The sequence below is a fragment of the Clostridium nigeriense genome, assembly GCF_050585245.1.
Taxonomy (GTDB): Bacteria; Bacillota; Clostridia; order Clostridiales; family Clostridiaceae; genus Clostridium; species Clostridium nigeriense_A.
Window position 1 is genome coordinate 147,314 of sequence record NZ_JBNOOF010000006.1, and the last position, 16,663, is coordinate 163,976.

Genomic DNA, 16,663 nt, shown 5'->3' on the forward strand with positions numbered 1-16,663 from the left:
TTATACCCCCAAAAATAAACTTTTTAAATTATAATAATATTAGCGCCTATAAAAAATGTCGATTATTTAATATAATTCCTATCTATTCACTCCTCCCTTTCTAAATATAATTTCCATATGTTATATTCTACATAGATATCCTTTTTTCCTATTAAAATACAATACTCCCCAATATACTGTATACTTTTAACAATATTTTTATATTACGGAACTCTTCACTAATTTTTATATAAGTACTTTTATTAATTATTTTTTTTTCAATAAACTTTATATATGGACTTCTATTATCACATATGTACTTTTTTATCATAGTTTATTATTAGAGTTTAATAATTGAAAGGATGTTTTTTATGTACTATCGTAAAAATGATAATTGCGATAAATGTAAGGACTGTATAAATAATCCTGGTAAAGACTATTGCAATACTACATGTGACAATAAAGATAAAAATTGCTATGAATCTTATAAGGTTTTCACTCCTAATGTTTATGGAAAGGCTTTTGTTAATTTACAACCATATGATAATTTATTTACATTAAATGATGCTTTTGAAGCTGGAACAATATTTAAAGATCTATATAGTCCTTATTGTGATGTTAAATATGTTGGAGGTGCAAATAGGGAATGAAAAGACATGAATATTTAGATAAAATACAGAAACTACAATTCTTTCTTGTAGATTTAAATTTATATTTAGATATAAATCCAAAATGTGAAAAAGCAACAGCTGATTATGATAAATTATCTTGCGAATTAAAAAAAGTTATTTGGGATTACGAAAAGGAATATGGTCCCTTAACTAATTTTGGTTCAGCATATTTTCAAAACCCTGAAGCATGGGTTAATTCTCCTTGGCCATGGGAAAACAAAAAAGGAGGAGAAAACTAATGTGGTATTATGTTAAGACTTTAGAGTATCCAGTTAATTTAAAATCTACTGACATAAGAATGGCTAAGCTTCTAGTTAGTCAATATGGTGGACCAGATGGTGAATTAGGTGCAGCACTTAGGTATTTAAATCAAAGATACTCCATGCCAACTAATAAGGCTAAAGCCCTACTAACAGATATAGGCACAGAAGAACTTGCTCATGTTGAAGTTATGGCTACAATGGTTCATCAAATAATGGAGAACGCTTCAATTGATGAAATTACTGCTGCTGGATTAGATGGACACTATGTAGACCATGGTAAAGGATTATTCTACACTGACGCTACAGGAAATCCTTGGACCGCAACTTATATACAATGTAAAGGTGATATAATTGCTGATTTAACTGAAGATATGGCCGCTGAGCAAAAGGCTAGAGCTACTTATGAATGGTTAATTAATTTAACTGACGATGTTGAAATAAAAAAGATATTAGGATTTCTAAGAGAAAGAGAAGTTGTTCATTTTCAAAGATTTGGAGAAGCTTTGGTAGACGTTCAAGACAATACTAAACTAACTGATTTTTGTAAGTAATATTTAGTTTAAATTTAAAAGCATATACTGTTAATACAGTACATGCTTTTTTTCTCTGAGTAATTACATCTTTTTCTTTTTGCTAATTACTGTACCAACTCCAATTGTTATTGCACCTAGTAATGCCATTGCTCCACTACCAACTACTGCACCTGTATAAGGTAGTTTTCCACTAGTTGTAGAATTTCCTTTATTGTTATTTGTTGTACCACTAGTTTGCTTCTTTACATCAGCTAATTTTTTTTCTGCTGAAACTAAATCATTGTAATTAGTTACTAATAATTTTTGTTTTTCCGTTAAAGCATTATAAGCTGCTCTTACTTCATTAATTTTTGCTTCGTCCTTTACTGTAATATTTATAGGAATTTCTTTTATAGCATTAATTACCTTTTGAGCTGCTTCTTGATCAGCTTTTTCTGTAGCTATAGTTTCCTTAAGATTTACTAAATCTTTTTCAGCCTTAACTAAGAAATCATAATTTTTTACAAGAGCCTTTTGAACATCAGTTAATTCATTATAAGCAGTTCTTGCTTCAATTATTGCCAGCTCATCATTAAGGGTTATATACTCTGGTAAAGCTGCTATTAAATTGGCTACTTTCTCTGCTGCCTCTTTATTAGCTTTATCTTCATCAGTTTCAGTTTTATTTGCATACATCTCAACACGATCGTCATTAATTACTCCACTCCAGTTTAAACCAAAAGCAAAGTCATATACATTTCCTTCTGAGTCAACATGACACTCTATATCAAATGCTAGATCTTCTGACTGTTCTTCAACAACTTTCATACTTGCTGGCATTTGTAATGGTAATAATCCTGATGGTTCAACCACACCTGATAAAATCTCTAAGAATGCTTGGTCTTGAATACCGAATCCTAATACTATTCCATCAACTTCTGATTCAAATTCGCTAAATACCATTGGATTACTCATGTTAATACAAGTTATAACCGGCTTATCTCCCATAGATTTTTTAGTATCAAGAATTATATCTAATGATTTTGTATTATTGGCTGTAACTACTTTATCCTTATAAGTTCTATTTAATACATCTGTAGGTCTTGAGTCACCAGCAATACTTATTTCTCTGGCATGTTCAGCTTTATATTCTCCATATTGTAATGTTAGTGGTAAGAATCCATTTCCTCCATTTGATTTATCTGCAGCACTATATCCTAAACCTGGATCTGGATCATCCACAAATACAAGTACCACATCAGCTTCACTTGGATTAGTTGTAATATTAAAATATTTTTTTGCAATATTCATATTAACTGCATCTACCCATGATGCTGGAGTTACACTGCCAAATCTATCAGTTGTTTCTGGTATATATTTTTGTGGAATATATACTGTTAACTTCTCATCAGTATTACTCTTTAATGGTAATACATTTTCTTTATTTTTAAGCATTACTACAGATTTTAATTGGGCTTCATATCCAGCTTCCATAAATTCTGCATTACCTACAGTTTCAACAGATTCTTCTACATCTAAATATGGATTTTCAAATAGTCCTGTTTGAAATATATTTCTTAAAAGACGTACAGCGGATTGCTCCATACGAGTTCTCATTGCTTCTTCGCCTTTATCATTTACTCCTAATTCATACCCCGCTAATATTCCTTCTGAGGTATTAACTCCACCAAATTGGTCTATTCCTGTTTGAAGTAGTAAATAAAACTTTTCGGCAGTAGTTAAATGCTCAACTCCCCATGGAGTTGCTCCAAATACATCCATACCTAAATCATCCTTTGTTATCCCCCAGTCTGTACACACTACTCCATCATATCCATACTTTTCTCTTAATAAGTCTGTAATAATATATTTGCTATATGAATTACCTACATTCCCCCCTGTTGAATCTTGATTATAAGAGATTGTATAATATGGCATAACTGCTGATGCCTCACTAGTTCCACCATTTAAATTAAATGCACCTTCTGTAAATGGCAACATATGCTCACCAAAATTATTTCCTGGATAAACTGCATATTTTCCAAATCCATAGTGAGCATCTCTTCCTGCCTCTCCTGTTCCTCCACCTGGCCAATGCTTAACCATTGCATTTACACTCTCTTGTCCCCATCCACTTGCTTCTTCTGTAGTTTGAAAACCATCGACATATGCACGAGCCATATCTGTTGATAATAATGAGCTTTCACCAAATGTTCCAGATACACGACTCCAACGTGGATCAGTAGCTAAATCTATTTGTGGAGATAAAGCCGTTGCAATACCTAATGCCCGATATTCTTTAGATGCAACTTGTCCAAATTCTTCTACTAAACTTGGATCAAAAGTTGCCGCCATCCCAATAGATGAAGGCCACATAGAGATAATTCCACCAGAACCTGCATTATATTCTGCACTCGAATCTGTACTATGACGAGGATCAGAACTATTGTTAAGTGGAATCCCTAAACCTAAGCTTTCTGCAAAAGCTTGACCATTATTATTCCATTTAGCTGCTACTTCTGGACTCTTAACTGTAGTAATAAGAACATGTCTTAAATTATCATTTTCTATAAAACTTTTTTGTTGATCACTTAATCTAGCCGGATCAGTAACTCCTTCTTCATAAGGATTTCCATCATAAGTTCCACCAGTCCATCCACCAGCTGGAATAGATTGATGAGCACTGTATAGCATAAGTCCTGCTATTTCTTCAACACTCATTTTGATAGCTAAATCTTTAGCTCTTTCATCAACTGTTAACCTCCAATCCTCGTAAGCATCTAATTCACCATCTTTATCTAAATCCTTAAAAGCTTTTCCATCTTCAACTAATATAGTTACCCCTGAATCCTTTGAATAACCAAGTTCTGATCCCTCTTCATTGGTTACTATTCTTATACCTGTATCTTCTCCCTTATATAGTAAATATTCTTCTGTAAAGCTTGTATCTGCATTAATTGTTATTGGATTTAAAAACGTAGTGCTAGTTATAGCCACTGTTGCTACTATTGTTAGAGCTTTAATAAGGTTTCTTTTCATTAACTCTCCCCCTAATTCTTTCTAAATAAAATATTATTTACCCTAGTATTTGTTATTAATTAAGTCAAATAAATACTATTACTTTTATAAAATAGTTCGCTTAATTTATTGTAAACATTTACCAATTAAATTATAATAAATTCATGCCATACTTTCCAACATAAATTTTGAATAACCTTATAAGAAAAACTTATTACAATATCAATTAGCTTATATTTTTAGAAGTTTAATAGGGGGAAATTTATATGAATATTACGCAACTTCAATATTTCATTTCAGTAGCTGAGCATCTTAGCTTTACAAATGCAGCTAAAGAGCATTATTTATCTCAAACTGCTATAAGTCAACAAATCAAAAATCTTGAAGATACATTAGGATTTAAATTATTTTTTAGAAATAAGCATTCTGTTACATTAACACCTTCTGGAGATGTTTTTTATTTAGAAACAAAATCACTATTAAAAAATCTAAATACTTCTATAAATAAAGCTTATCTAGTATCTTCAGGATATATAGGAACAATTAATATTGGCTTTTTTGAAGGATATGAAAATGTAATTTTACCTAAATTATTGTCAGATTTTAAAATTAAATATCCTAGAATTAATTTAAATATAATTAGAGGTAATATAGATGAGCTTTATAAAAAATTACACAATAAATCAATAGATTTTGTTTTTGGATATGACTTTTCTACAAGCAAATATTCATTCATAGAAAATAAATTACTTTCGACTTCCCCACTATGTGCTGTCCTTTATAGTAGTCATAAATTTGCTTCTAGAAATGTAATTAATAGAACTGAATTACAAAATGAGGATTTTATATTTATTAGTCATTCAATTTCTCCTTTTGCTTTTGACATCATAGTATCTGATTTTTTACCTTACGGCTTTTCACCAAATATTAAATATAAAGTAGATTCAATAGAAACATCCTTATTAATGGTTAAATCCGAACTTGGTATAACTATTTTACCTAAATCTCAAGACAATTATAAATCAAAGGACTTAGTATTTATTCCTCTTGAAAATGAAATTGCTAACTCAACAATTTCTTGGAATAAAAATAATACTGATTCTAAAATTGAAATCTTCCTAAACTTTATAAATGATTAAAACATAATCAGGTAACCCTAAAAATATAATAATAAAAGCTATAGCTTTACTAAAAATCTATTATGAACTAGTTAAAGAAAATCTATATAAATAAAAGCTAGACAAAGAGTCACAGCTTTTATTTATATATCATCCTAATTTCTTAATTTTTTCTAAATCTCTAGAAATCTCTTCACTATTTTTAGTTATTCATATATTAGCCATACCAAAGTAATATAAGTTACAATTCTCCATGCTTTTCTTTCCCCTATCATTGATTAATAACTTCTAATATCCAAATTAAAATATTCTATATTATTCCTTTATTTTTTACTTTTAAATGACAACCTAAAGATATTGCAAGTATGCTTAGTCCTGATAAAAGAAATATAATTGAAATTGATATTTTACCATCTATTAATGGAACTATTGATACTGTTAATAAAGATATTATTGTTATTAATATCTTATACATCGAAAAAGCTCTACCAATATATTCATTATCTACATGCTTTTGCAATATATTTCTAAAAAAAACACTTTGTATTGATAACATTAAAGAAAATATAATTAAATCTACTATTACTAATATAAGTGAATTTAAAAACGGTAAAATAATAAATGTGCAAATTATTAATTCTGATATTAGCAAATACTTATTTAACTCATCATTAGATTTTATACGCTTTATAAATATTGGAGTTAATAATCCTCCAATTACCATAGCATATCTAAAGAAAATTATTCCTTCTGACCCTATTCCTAAAATAATATCTGCTATCGCTATATTATAGACATCATATAACCTACTAATTATAGATAAAATCCCACTAATTAGTATGGTATATTTTACAATGTATTTCATATTAATAACTTTAAATACTTCTTTATCAAATAGAACTAATTTAGAGTTGCTTTCCTTCTTTATATTATTTTTATATTTTATTAATCCAAAAAATATACTTGATCCCAAAAAGCTAAATGCATTCAAAATAAATAATATGTTCGCTCCAAAAATTTTATATATTACACTAGATAATGCTAAAGAAATAAACATAACTATAGTTTCAGTTAGTGAAAATATAGTATTTGCATCTGTCAGCTGTTCTTCAGTTACTATTTCAGGTATAATTGCTATTTCACTACATACATCTATATCATTTAATGCTTGTAATAGGAATGAGCATAAATAAATAATCCATAAACCAATATCTTGATAGGCAATGAACATTACTGCTATTGGTATACTTGCTATATTCGTAAATAATATTATTTTTCTTCTATCATATCTATCAGTTATTATTCCAGCTAAATATTGAATGAATATTCTTAATGCCCCCTTACATATCCACATAAAAGCAATAGAGTTTACACTTTTTGTCATATCGTAAACTAATAGAGTAACAGCTATATCATATAAATAGTCACCTATACAAGATATAACTCCTCCAAAGTAAAAATATCTAAAATTTAAATTACTTTTAATTACTTTATACAATCCCAATCCCCCATATATTTTGACTTTATTAAAAATATAATTTTTTCTAATTGTCTTATCTAATAAAGCATTTTTATTACTTTTTAATACTATAAATGCTTATTATAATATTAATTTGTATATACACTGTTTCTCCATTTCTTCATACCATCCAAAATAGTCTTTTGGTACATCAATTATTTCTATTAAATTACAGCCTAAAGCTTCAATTATTTTCCTTGATGCTATATTTGACTCATTACAGGTTAAATAAATTCTGCTCATTTCATACTCTTTTGCTACTTGTAAAACTAATTTAGATGCATAAAATGAATAATAATTCCCTCTAAATTCCTTATCTATTTCATAACCTATATGTCCATTAAAATATGAATGATAATTATCTCCTATTCTCATGCTAATTTTTCCAATTTTTTTATTGGATTTTTTCTCATAAATATCATAATAATAAAATGGTATCATTATCTCATCACCTTCAAATTTCTGTATTATTTTTAAATATATCATTTCATTTGATAATTCATTAAATTTATCATAGAATTCAAACATACTTTCTCCTTAAAAGATATTAATATAATATTTAAACACTTCTATTTTTTAATTATGCAATAAAATACTTCAGTTACTATTCTGTTACCTAAAACCTTAACAGTTGTGCTTTTATTAAACTTATGCTGAAAGCCACATTTATTTATTACTCTTTTAGACCTAATATTAAAATCATAATGACTAGTCCAAATTATATCTACATTACATTCTTCAAATAAATATGATATAAATGATTTTGCTGCTTCAGTAGCATATCCCTTTCCCCAATAATTTGAATTAAATCTATACCCAATATAAACTTGATTCAATTCATTATCAAATTCATCTAAAAAAACATTATCATACCCAATAGTTCCTATAACCTTATCTTCTTCTTTCAAAACTATGGCATAAGATTGATTATTGGATATAAATGAATTCATTTTAGATTTAATCACTTCAATATCATCAACAATATGGCATCCAGCATTCAGGTTAACTTTTTCATCAGAGTTTATTTCGTACATATCTTTGTAGTCTTCAAATTTCCAAGATCTTATTATTAATCTATCACTATTAATAAAAATCAAAACATCTTCTCCTTTTCATAACAGATATCACTAACTTATTATAGCATTTTTGTAAAATATATCATTATTTAATTTTACTATTCTTAATTACTCTTGCTATTTCACATCCTAATAAAATACATCCTATTTTTGAAATTGTTGGCGAGTTATTTACAATGAAGGAAGGAAGTCTAAGTGGTAATAGAAACCAATAAAAAACATTTAATGCCATTAATATAGATGGTATTCCTATTATTATTAATTCAAGTATATTGGTTTTGGATGATCCTTTTTGTCTACAAGCAAGATAAGTTATAAAAGCTCCAAAAACCATATAGAAAATAAAATTAGCTATATTTGAAGCAAGCATATATTTTATTTCAAATCGATAATATCCTTGCTCTCCAATTTGTGAAATAAATAATGTTCCAATAGTAAGCACATAAATAATAATACAGAATATACTTGATTTAATATTTAACTTAGTTTTAGCTTTCCAAGTATCAGATAACTTTTTTAGCATAGCTCCATCATCAATATTGTTTTGTATCTCAGATTTTGGTATACTATACTTCATTTCTTCCAGTTTCTTATGGCATTCCTCACATGTTGATATGTGTGATTCAATATATTTCTTACTTTCCTCACTACATACACCATCTACATACAATGGCAATAAATCCTCAATAATTCTACATGAAATATAATTCATTAATCTTCCTCCAATCTTTTAATAATTTTTTGTTTTGCTCGATAAAAAGTAACTCTTGCCCAACTTTCTTGTTTGCCAAACAAATCTGCTATTTGTACAAAAGATAATTCCGCAAAAATTCTTAGTGTGAAAATCTCTTTATATGGTTCTGAAAGCGTGTGTAGTAACTTGTGTAACTTTGCAGAATCTTCATGGTCAATTAATATATTAAGAAAATCACAAGTTACTGCTCCATCATTTTTACTATCATAATCTATTTTCTTGTTCTTATTTAAAATATTGAAATAATGATTTTTAGCTATTTGACAGAGCCATGTATTTACTTTGCATGTTCCTTTAAATGAGTCAAAATTATCTAAGGCTTTTACAAAAGTTTCTTGAGTTATTTCTTCTGCCAATGCCTGATTCTTACATAATTTCAGAGAAAAACGATAAACTTCTTTAAAATATCTTTTATATATCTCTTCAAAATACACACTACTTCCCCCCTTTATCTATAAGACAATAAAAAATTAAAATCGTTACAAACATTTCACATTTTTTAATTTCTTAAATACTTTCTCATAAATTAATATCTTTCTAAGTAATATCTTTATTAATTTTATGTTTACTTATATTAAAATTATTTTATTTTAGTTATTTTTGCTTCTATTTCATTTACGTCTAAGTCATAATCTTTATCTGAAAAATGTCCTTCGTAAACTCCCTTATTTTGTTCATAAGTAATATTAATTTCCTCTACTGATATTTTCTTTTCTTTTAATAATTGAAAAATATCTTTTGTTACAGAAACCATTTCACTATCTGGCATAATACTTAAATATATTGCACCATAAGTATCTTTCTCTACTGTAGGTATTTTACTTCCACCACTTATACTACTTATATATTTTTCAACCTCAGTATCACTAAAAATTTGTGCTATTTCAGAATTATTCTTTTCTTGATTTTTTATCTCCATATAATACTCGGATATTTTCTTTGTACTCCAAGACTTACTTATATTAAATGAAATACTATCATTTATACAAAAGACATTTGAATAATAGCTTCCATAAATAAAATCTATCTTTGGTAAATCAACTTGAAAAATATTATTAGTATAAGTTACCTTTAAATATTTTTCAAATTCACTTCGTAAATTTATTAGTTTAAATATCAATAATACTATAACTAAAATAATTACCGAAATAATACTTAATATTACCTTCTTCATATTAACCCCCTTAAGAATCTAAACCGTAATTGTTATAACATATTTTTCCATCGATCTTCTTTCAATTTCAATAGAATATCTTATTACTAAGCTATTTTGCCTTCTTATTAGTACAGATTAATATAAATCTTAAATATAAAAAAGTGTGCTATATAAGGTTGCTTATTCCGTTGCTTTGCTCCAACTCATCGCACCCTTATATAGCACACTTCAAATCTAAAGAATGGAAAGTATAAATAGTTATTAAAAGGACACACTTTTTATACTTTCCTACACATTAAAAAGATATCTATTTCATTCAACTATTAAATAGATATCTTTTATATACTCTTCTCTTATGGTGTTATTCTACTTCTATCTCTTGGAATTAGTGATGCTTCTCTAACATTATTTAGACCTAGTAATTGCGCTGTAATTCTTTCTAAACCTATTGCTAATCCACCATGCTTAGGCATTCCATATTTAAAGACTTCTGTATAGCTTTCATAATTTTTAGGATTTAATCCCTTCTCTTTTATATTATTTATTAACATATTATAGTCATTAATTCTTTCTCCACCTGTAGTAATTTCAACCCCTCTAAATAATAAGTCAAAGCTTCTTGTTCCCTCTTCTCCCAGTGGCATTGCATACATGGGTCTTTTTTCTCTTGGATAGTTAGTTATAAATATAAAATCACAGCCTAATTCTTCTTTTGCATACTTACATATAAGTTTTTCTCCTTCAGGATCTAAATCTCCCTCTAAGTCCCTTTTATTATACTTTTCTCCAATTATTCTAATTGCTTCATTTAACTCAATCCTAGGTATATTCCCATTTATTTTAGGAAGCATAGCATTTAATAACTCTAAATATTTCATTCCCTTTTCTTCTATAGAATTTAAAATATATTTTATAAGTTCTTCTTCTAAATTAATTATGTCATATTCATCCTTAATAAAACCAAATTCTAAGTCCATACTAACATACTCATTTAAATGTCTACTTGTGTTATGCTCTTCTGCTCTATAAACATGAGCAACTTCAAAAACTCTTTCAAAGCCTGCTCCTACCATCATTTGCTTATAGAATTGAGGACTTTGTGCAAGATAAGCTAGCTTTTCAAAATATTCAACTTTAAATAGTTCTGTTCCACCTTCAGCCCCTTCTGCCACTATTTTAGGAGTAAAAATTTCTGTAAAATCTTTTTCTATTAAAAATTCTCTAAAGCTTTGAACTATTATATTTTGTATTTTAAAAATAGAGTTTATTTGCTCATGTCTCAAACTTATTACCCTATTATTTAGGGTAGTTTCTAAGTTTACATTATATTCTTTTTTGTTAATTTCTATTGGAAGTTCATAAGACTCATTAGTAACTTCAATATTTTCAACCATAATTTCAAATGGATTTAAAGAATTTTTACTTTCTTTTACTTCTCCTATAACACTTACTACAGACTCTAGTTTAATATTATTTAAATTTATATTTTTATTTTCTATTACACATTGTACAAAACCAGATCTATCCCTAATAACTAAAAAAGTTATTTCTTTTAATTTTCTTATTCTATATATCCATCCTTCTAATTTAATTTTTTTATTTATATATTCATTAATATTTCTTACTATAACTCTTTCCATATTGTCTCCTCTCTTTATATAAACATTTAAAAAACAAAAAATCCCCTTAAGCAATAATGCCTAAGGGGCGAAAAGACGCGGTACCACCCTTTTTAGTTTTAAATATTATATAAACTTTTTAGAATATACATGAACTCTAATTGGGCCCTAATTAAAAAAATCCTCCACTCCCACATAGGAGTGAAGGTTTAGTTCACGGTACCATCCTAATTTAGCTTAATATAATATATTAAAACTATCTCAAATCTATTAACGCTAGAACACGTCTTACCCTACTATATTTCAGATAAGCTTCTCCAGGATGTCTTTCGATACTACATAATTATGAAGCTTTCACCATCCTTCACTCGCTAAGAATTAAAATATATATCTACTCTTCCCTTCTTTGAATTTACTTTTATTTATAATATTCCTTTTTGTAAGATTTGTCAATATAGATTTTAAAATATTGTGTAGAATATATTTTTATTCATTAATACATACTAAGATTGGAGGTGAGTAATATGACATCAAAAGAATTATTATATATTACTGATGGCTTAGGACACGAAAAATTTATGGAAACTATCTGTAAAGAAACAGTAACTAAACTACAAGATGCCGAATTAAAAACATTAGTTACTCAATATGAGGCTAAACATAAAGAATTATTTGGCAAACTATTTTCATTACTTTAAAGGGAGGTATTATACATGGATGATAAATGTTTATTTGAAAACATCCTTCAATTAACTAAGGGTGCAACTGATCTATATCTACATGCTACTACTGAAGCTTCTACAGAAAACATTCATCAAGTGTTTCATGATTTATTACATGAAACTTTAAAGATTCAACATGAAGTTTATAAGAAGATGGAAGCCAAAGGATGGTATCCAGCAGAACAAGTAGAACAACAAAAAATTGACCAAGCAAAACAAAAATTTACTTTTCAATAAAAGAATAAGAAAATTATAAAATTTTATTCAGATTATAATATTTTTATAATTTTCTATACGTTAAAAAAGTATTACTGGAAATAAAATTTCCAGTAATACTTAAAAAACTAAAATTACAATTATAAGAATTTATCTATTCTTCATCTTCTAATAAAAAGGCTTTATACCCCTTCATAGCTTCATAAATATCTAATTTACTTGCTATTTCCCAAGGTGCATGCATGTTTTGTAATGCTACTCCACAATCTATAACTTCCATATTATATTCTGCTAATATATAAGCTATAGTTCCACCACCGCCTTGATCTACTTTTCCAAGTTCAGCAGTTTGATATATAACATCATTTTTATCCATTACATTTCTAAGCCATGCAATATATTCTGGATTTGCATCATTACAACCTGACTTACCTCTAGCTCCAGTATATTTATTAAATACTAGCCCTTTTCCAAAGTAAGCAGAATTTTTTCTTTCCATTACAGATGGATAATTAGGATCAAATGCTGCTGATACATCTGAAGATAGCATCTTAGAATTTGATAAAGCTCTTCTTAATCCTAAACTTGAGTACTCTCCAAGTCTATCCATAACTTCTGCAACTGCATTTTCAAAGAATCTTGAGTGCATTCCTGTAGCACCATTGCTACCAACTTCTTCTTTATCAACTAATAATACTACACTAGTATACTTAGTTTTATCTACATCTAGCATTGCCATTAAAGATGTATAAGCGCATACTCTATCATCTTGACCATAAGCCATTACCATACTTCTATCTAACCCATATTCTCTAGCTCTTCCAGCTGGTACAACTTCGATTTCAGCAGAAATAAAGTCTTCTTCTTCAAAGTCATATTTTTCTTTTAATATGTTTAGAATATTAGCTTTAACAGCATCCTTTTCTTCACCTTCTAATGGAATACTTCCAACTAATATATTTAAATCTTCACCTTCAATTACTACATTAGCCTTCTTTTGAAGCTGATCTTGTGATAAATGTATTAATAAATCTGAAATTCCTACTACTGGATCTGTGTCCTCTTCTCCAATTACTACATCTATCTTAGTTCCATCTTTCTTAACTACAACTCCATGTAAAGCTAATGGAAGTGTAACCCATTGGTATTTTTTAACTCCACCATAGTAGTGAGTTTCCATCATCGCTAAATCTGTATCTTCATATAATGGATTTTGTTTTAAATCCAATCTTGGTGAGTCAACATGTGAACCTATAATTCTTAGTCCCTTTTCCATTGGCTCTTCACCAATTATAAATAAAGCTAAAGACTTATCCTTATTGTTTAAATAAACCTTATCACCTTGCTTTAAGCTTTCTTTATTTTCTATAACCTCTTCTAAATCTCTAAAACCAAGAGCTGTTGCCATGTCTATACTAGTTAACACACATTCTCTTTCTGTTTTACATAGGGACATATAATCTATATATCCCTTACAAAACTCAAATAACTCATCTCTTTTTTCTCCTTGATAAGTTAACCAAGGACTTTTCTTTTCTTTATTCTTACCCATATTATCCTCCATATTTTATATTTTATATATTTATATATTTATATATTTATATTTTGTTTTATTCTATTATCTTATCCATTCTACTTTCAATTATATCTACTGGAGTTACTTCAGACATAAGAGAATGTCTATAATTAACAGCAGCAGCTTCTATAATTACTGCAATATTTCTACCTGGTCTTACTGGAATTCTTAACTTTTTAACTTTAACACCTAGTATATCTTGACGTTCATCATTTAATCCTAATCTATCATAATCTCCGTCATCCTTCCAATGTTCAAAATGCATAATAAGTTGTATGTCTTTTTCAGGAAGCACTGAGCTTAATCCATAAAGGGATGCAACATCTATAATTCCTATACCTCTTACTTCTAACATTCCAATTGTAATTCTTGGAGATTTTCCTATAAGTTCACCATCTACTTCTCTTATATCTACAGCATCATCAGTTACTAATCTATGACCCCTTTTTATAAGTTCAAGAGCTGTTTCACTTTTCCCAATTCCACTTTCTCCGGTTATTAATATACCAATTCCAGATACATCTACTAAGACTCCATGAAGTCTAGTTTCTGGAGCTAGCTGTCCAGCAAGATATATAGTTAATTTACTCATAAACTTAGTTGTTACAAAATTAGTTCTAAGTAGCCAAACTTTATTTTTTAATGCAGCCTTCAATAACTCTTCTTGTGGTTCTAAATCTCTAGTTATAATTAAGCACTTTAAGTTAAAGCTGAAATATTTATCTATTCTTTTTTTTCTAAGCTCGATTCCCATAGTTTCTAAAAAACTCCATTCAGCTTTTCCTATAACTTGGATTCTTTCAGGTGCAAAATAATTGTAAAATCCCGCTAATTGTAACCCTGGTCTATTTATATCATTAACTGCAACCTCTATGTCTTTTTCACCCTCTGATAAGACTTCTAAATCAAAATCTTTAATTAATTTTTCAACTGTAACTGACAAAATTATCACCCTTTAATTTCTTTTTTTAAGTTCTACCGTCTCTAATTGAGCTCTAAAATTATTTTTTACACTATCAATATATCTTCTTCTTAATTTTTGTTGTTCTTCCTTTTCACTTTCATTTAGACCTTCTTCTTTACTTTTTTTGTAAAGTTCATTAATCCTCTTAATAACATCATCGATTTTCATATTTTCATAATCCATCTTTAGTTCATCCTTTCTTAAATCACTCTTTCTTTATATTTTACCTTCATTTTTATTTAATATCAACTTATATAATTTCGACATTTGTAATTATTTACACAATCTCTTAAAACCAGACTTTTTTCTTATTTTAACAAAATACAATTTTCTTAAGTAAAAATTTACTATATTTTGTAGTTTTTTGTTTTATAGTTTTATTTTACATATTTACACTTTTTGGTATAATATTGTTACAAGAACAAATATTTTGTAAATAGATGGTGGTGTTTGATATGATAAAGAAATGCAGAAAGAAAATATTGTTTAAAAAGGCCCTACTTAATTTTTTATTAAGATACCTTTCTCCTAGTAATAGAATAATTATATATATTTCTCAAGACTTGGACAAGTTAATTAGCAAATATCAAAAGAATATATATAATAGGTATATAAGAAAGAACTTACATACCAACCCATTAAAAAACGTTGCTTAATTACTTTACTAAAGTCTTATTATGTATGATTTCTATCTTAATAATTACTTTTAAAATTAAATATATAAATATTAGGAGCATTAATAGCAAAAAGTTTTTAAAGATAAATTTAAAAACTTTTGTTATTATTTTTTCAAATAAAAAATACCTCATTTTTGAGGTATTAAATACAATTATATTCCCAACATGCCGGTCACCTATATATTCATACCTGCTCCTCGCAGGTGGGTTAAGCTCACTAAATCATCTGTCCTCTCCTGCCACATTAATGTGAATTACTGGAGCCCGACATACTTTTAGCTGTTGCAAATCCCGTATATTCTATGTAGGTTGAATATTATAAGCTAAGCGCACATCTCAGGATTTATTATGATTTTATTATATCATAGTTTTATAGTAATGCAATAGAATATTTTTTATATAAAGTAAATATTTAACAAATATATTCTTTAGCTACGTCTTCTATAGTTAAATCTTGATCTTCATCAGTAAATAAAGCCATAAACTGCATAAATTCATAACTAGTTGAATTCATTTGAAAAGCCATAACTTCTCCAGCAATATCTAATTCCTCAACTATTTCTTCAATTATATCAACAACTTCATCATTGCCATAATCATAAAGGTATGGAATAAAGTATTCCTTATACCACTCATTACTTTCCTCTTCATAATCACTTTCTTCATTTGAATAGCTTCTTGCAGCACTTAATACATCTTCATCAAAATCTAAGAAAAACTTAACAAGACAAACTCCATCTTCATTTTTTAATTCTTCAATTTCAGTTAAATTATTTTCTTCTAGTATTTCTATTATTTTGTTACTCTCCATAATGACCTCCAA

Annotated in this window: 18 protein-coding genes and 1 other annotated feature; of the genes, 6 read left to right on the plus strand and 12 right to left on the minus strand. The window is 27.8% G+C overall.

Going from position 1 to position 16,663, the window contains the following annotated elements; all coding sequences use genetic code 11:
* Nucleotides 1–350 precede the first annotated feature (350 nt).
* The 3 genes from ACQPUY_RS11110 to ACQPUY_RS11120 are packed head-to-tail and all read left to right on the plus strand — an operon-like array spanning nt 351 to nt 1,464.
* Nucleotides 351–629: a spore coat associated protein CotJA gene (locus ACQPUY_RS11110; protein ID WP_430841293.1), complete on the plus strand. Its 279-nt coding sequence runs from the start codon at nt 351–353 to the stop codon at nt 627–629.
* On the plus strand, nt 626–889 hold the full coding sequence (locus tag ACQPUY_RS11115; protein ID WP_430841294.1) for a spore coat protein CotJB: 264 nt from the start codon (nt 626–628) through the stop codon (nt 887–889). The genes ACQPUY_RS11110 and ACQPUY_RS11115 overlap by 4 nt, the downstream gene beginning before the upstream one ends.
* Nucleotides 889–1,464 (plus strand): manganese catalase family protein, encoded by a 576-nt coding sequence (locus ACQPUY_RS11120; protein WP_430841295.1) that lies wholly within the window; start codon nt 889–891, stop codon nt 1,462–1,464. The genes ACQPUY_RS11115 and ACQPUY_RS11120 overlap by 1 nt, the downstream gene beginning before the upstream one ends.
* A gap of 63 nt (nt 1,465–1,527) precedes the next feature.
* Here ACQPUY_RS11120 and ACQPUY_RS11125 read toward each other — a convergent pair whose 3' ends face one another.
* Complete coding sequence (locus ACQPUY_RS11125; RefSeq protein WP_430841296.1) at nt 1,528–4,464, minus strand: glycoside hydrolase family 3 N-terminal domain-containing protein; 2,937 nt, start codon at nt 4,462–4,464, stop codon at nt 1,528–1,530.
* Nucleotides 4,465–4,709: 245 nt separating this feature from the next.
* On the opposite strand from ACQPUY_RS11125, the gene ACQPUY_RS11130 reads away from it, so the two are divergent.
* Nucleotides 4,710–5,582: a LysR family transcriptional regulator gene (locus tag ACQPUY_RS11130; protein ID WP_430841297.1), complete on the plus strand. Its 873-nt coding sequence runs from the start codon at nt 4,710–4,712 to the stop codon at nt 5,580–5,582.
* A 289-nt stretch (nt 5,583–5,871) separates the two neighbouring features.
* Here ACQPUY_RS11130 and ACQPUY_RS11135 read toward each other — a convergent pair whose 3' ends face one another.
* The 7 genes from ACQPUY_RS11135 to aspS all read right to left on the minus strand — a co-directional run bounded on the left by ACQPUY_RS11135 (nt 5,872) and on the right by aspS (nt 11,706).
* Nucleotides 5,872–7,059 (minus strand): MFS transporter, encoded by a 1,188-nt coding sequence (locus ACQPUY_RS11135; protein WP_430841298.1) that lies wholly within the window; start codon nt 7,057–7,059, stop codon nt 5,872–5,874.
* Between the two features lie 102 nt (nt 7,060–7,161).
* Nucleotides 7,162–7,608 carry a GNAT family N-acetyltransferase gene (locus ACQPUY_RS11140; RefSeq protein WP_430841299.1) on the minus strand — a complete coding sequence of 149 codons (447 nt, stop codon included), beginning with the start codon at nt 7,606–7,608 and terminating at the stop codon, nt 7,162–7,164.
* Nucleotides 7,609–7,649: 41 nt separating this feature from the next.
* Complete coding sequence (locus ACQPUY_RS11145; protein ID WP_430841300.1) at nt 7,650–8,177, minus strand: GNAT family N-acetyltransferase; 528 nt, start codon at nt 8,175–8,177, stop codon at nt 7,650–7,652.
* A 64-nt stretch (nt 8,178–8,241) separates the two neighbouring features.
* On the minus strand, nt 8,242–8,868 hold the full coding sequence (locus ACQPUY_RS11150) for a zf-HC2 domain-containing protein (RefSeq protein ID WP_430841301.1): 627 nt from the start codon (nt 8,866–8,868) through the stop codon (nt 8,242–8,244).
* Complete coding sequence (locus tag ACQPUY_RS11155) at nt 8,868–9,344, minus strand: RNA polymerase sigma factor (RefSeq protein ID WP_430841302.1); 477 nt, start codon at nt 9,342–9,344, stop codon at nt 8,868–8,870. The genes ACQPUY_RS11150 and ACQPUY_RS11155 overlap by 1 nt, the downstream gene beginning before the upstream one ends.
* A gap of 146 nt (nt 9,345–9,490) precedes the next feature.
* Nucleotides 9,491–10,084: a hypothetical protein gene (locus tag ACQPUY_RS11160; RefSeq protein ID WP_430841303.1), complete on the minus strand. Its 594-nt coding sequence runs from the start codon at nt 10,082–10,084 to the stop codon at nt 9,491–9,493.
* A gap of 335 nt (nt 10,085–10,419) precedes the next feature.
* Nucleotides 10,420–11,706: an aspartate--tRNA(Asn) ligase gene (aspS, locus tag ACQPUY_RS11165; RefSeq protein WP_430841304.1), complete on the minus strand. Its 1,287-nt coding sequence runs from the start codon at nt 11,704–11,706 to the stop codon at nt 10,420–10,422.
* Nucleotides 11,707–11,879: 173 nt separating this feature from the next.
* Nucleotides 11,880–12,101 (minus strand) — a binding site (T-box leader).
* Between the two features lie 108 nt (nt 12,102–12,209).
* Between aspS and ACQPUY_RS11170 the strand changes: the two genes are divergently transcribed.
* Together ACQPUY_RS11170 and ACQPUY_RS11175 are read left to right on the plus strand one after the other, a co-directional pair.
* Nucleotides 12,210–12,383, plus strand: a complete 174-nt coding sequence (locus tag ACQPUY_RS11170; protein ID WP_430841305.1) for a hypothetical protein — start codon at nt 12,210–12,212, stop codon at nt 12,381–12,383.
* Nucleotides 12,384–12,398: 15 nt separating this feature from the next.
* A complete protein-coding gene (locus ACQPUY_RS11175) occupies nt 12,399–12,644 on the plus strand; it encodes a spore coat protein (protein ID WP_430841306.1) in 246 nt (81 codons plus the stop codon).
* A gap of 133 nt (nt 12,645–12,777) precedes the next feature.
* Here the strand turns inward: ACQPUY_RS11175 and ACQPUY_RS11180 are convergent, their stop codons facing one another.
* The 4 genes from ACQPUY_RS11180 to ACQPUY_RS11195 form a co-directional block, all read right to left on the minus strand.
* Entirely contained in the window at nt 12,778–14,175 is a 1,398-nt protein-coding gene (locus ACQPUY_RS11180) for an aminopeptidase (RefSeq protein WP_430841307.1), read from the minus strand.
* A gap of 58 nt (nt 14,176–14,233) precedes the next feature.
* A complete protein-coding gene (gene hprK / locus ACQPUY_RS11185; RefSeq protein ID WP_430841308.1) occupies nt 14,234–15,142 on the minus strand; it encodes an HPr(Ser) kinase/phosphatase in 909 nt (302 codons plus the stop codon).
* Between the two features lie 12 nt (nt 15,143–15,154).
* The gene (locus ACQPUY_RS11190) at nt 15,155–15,346 is read right to left on the minus strand and encodes a DUF896 domain-containing protein (protein ID WP_430841309.1); all 192 of its coding nucleotides are present in this window, start codon (nt 15,344–15,346) and stop codon (nt 15,155–15,157) included.
* Nucleotides 15,347–16,252: 906 nt separating this feature from the next.
* A complete protein-coding gene (locus ACQPUY_RS11195) occupies nt 16,253–16,651 on the minus strand; it encodes a hypothetical protein (protein WP_430841310.1) in 399 nt (132 codons plus the stop codon).
* Nucleotides 16,652–16,663: the final 12 nt, after the last annotated feature.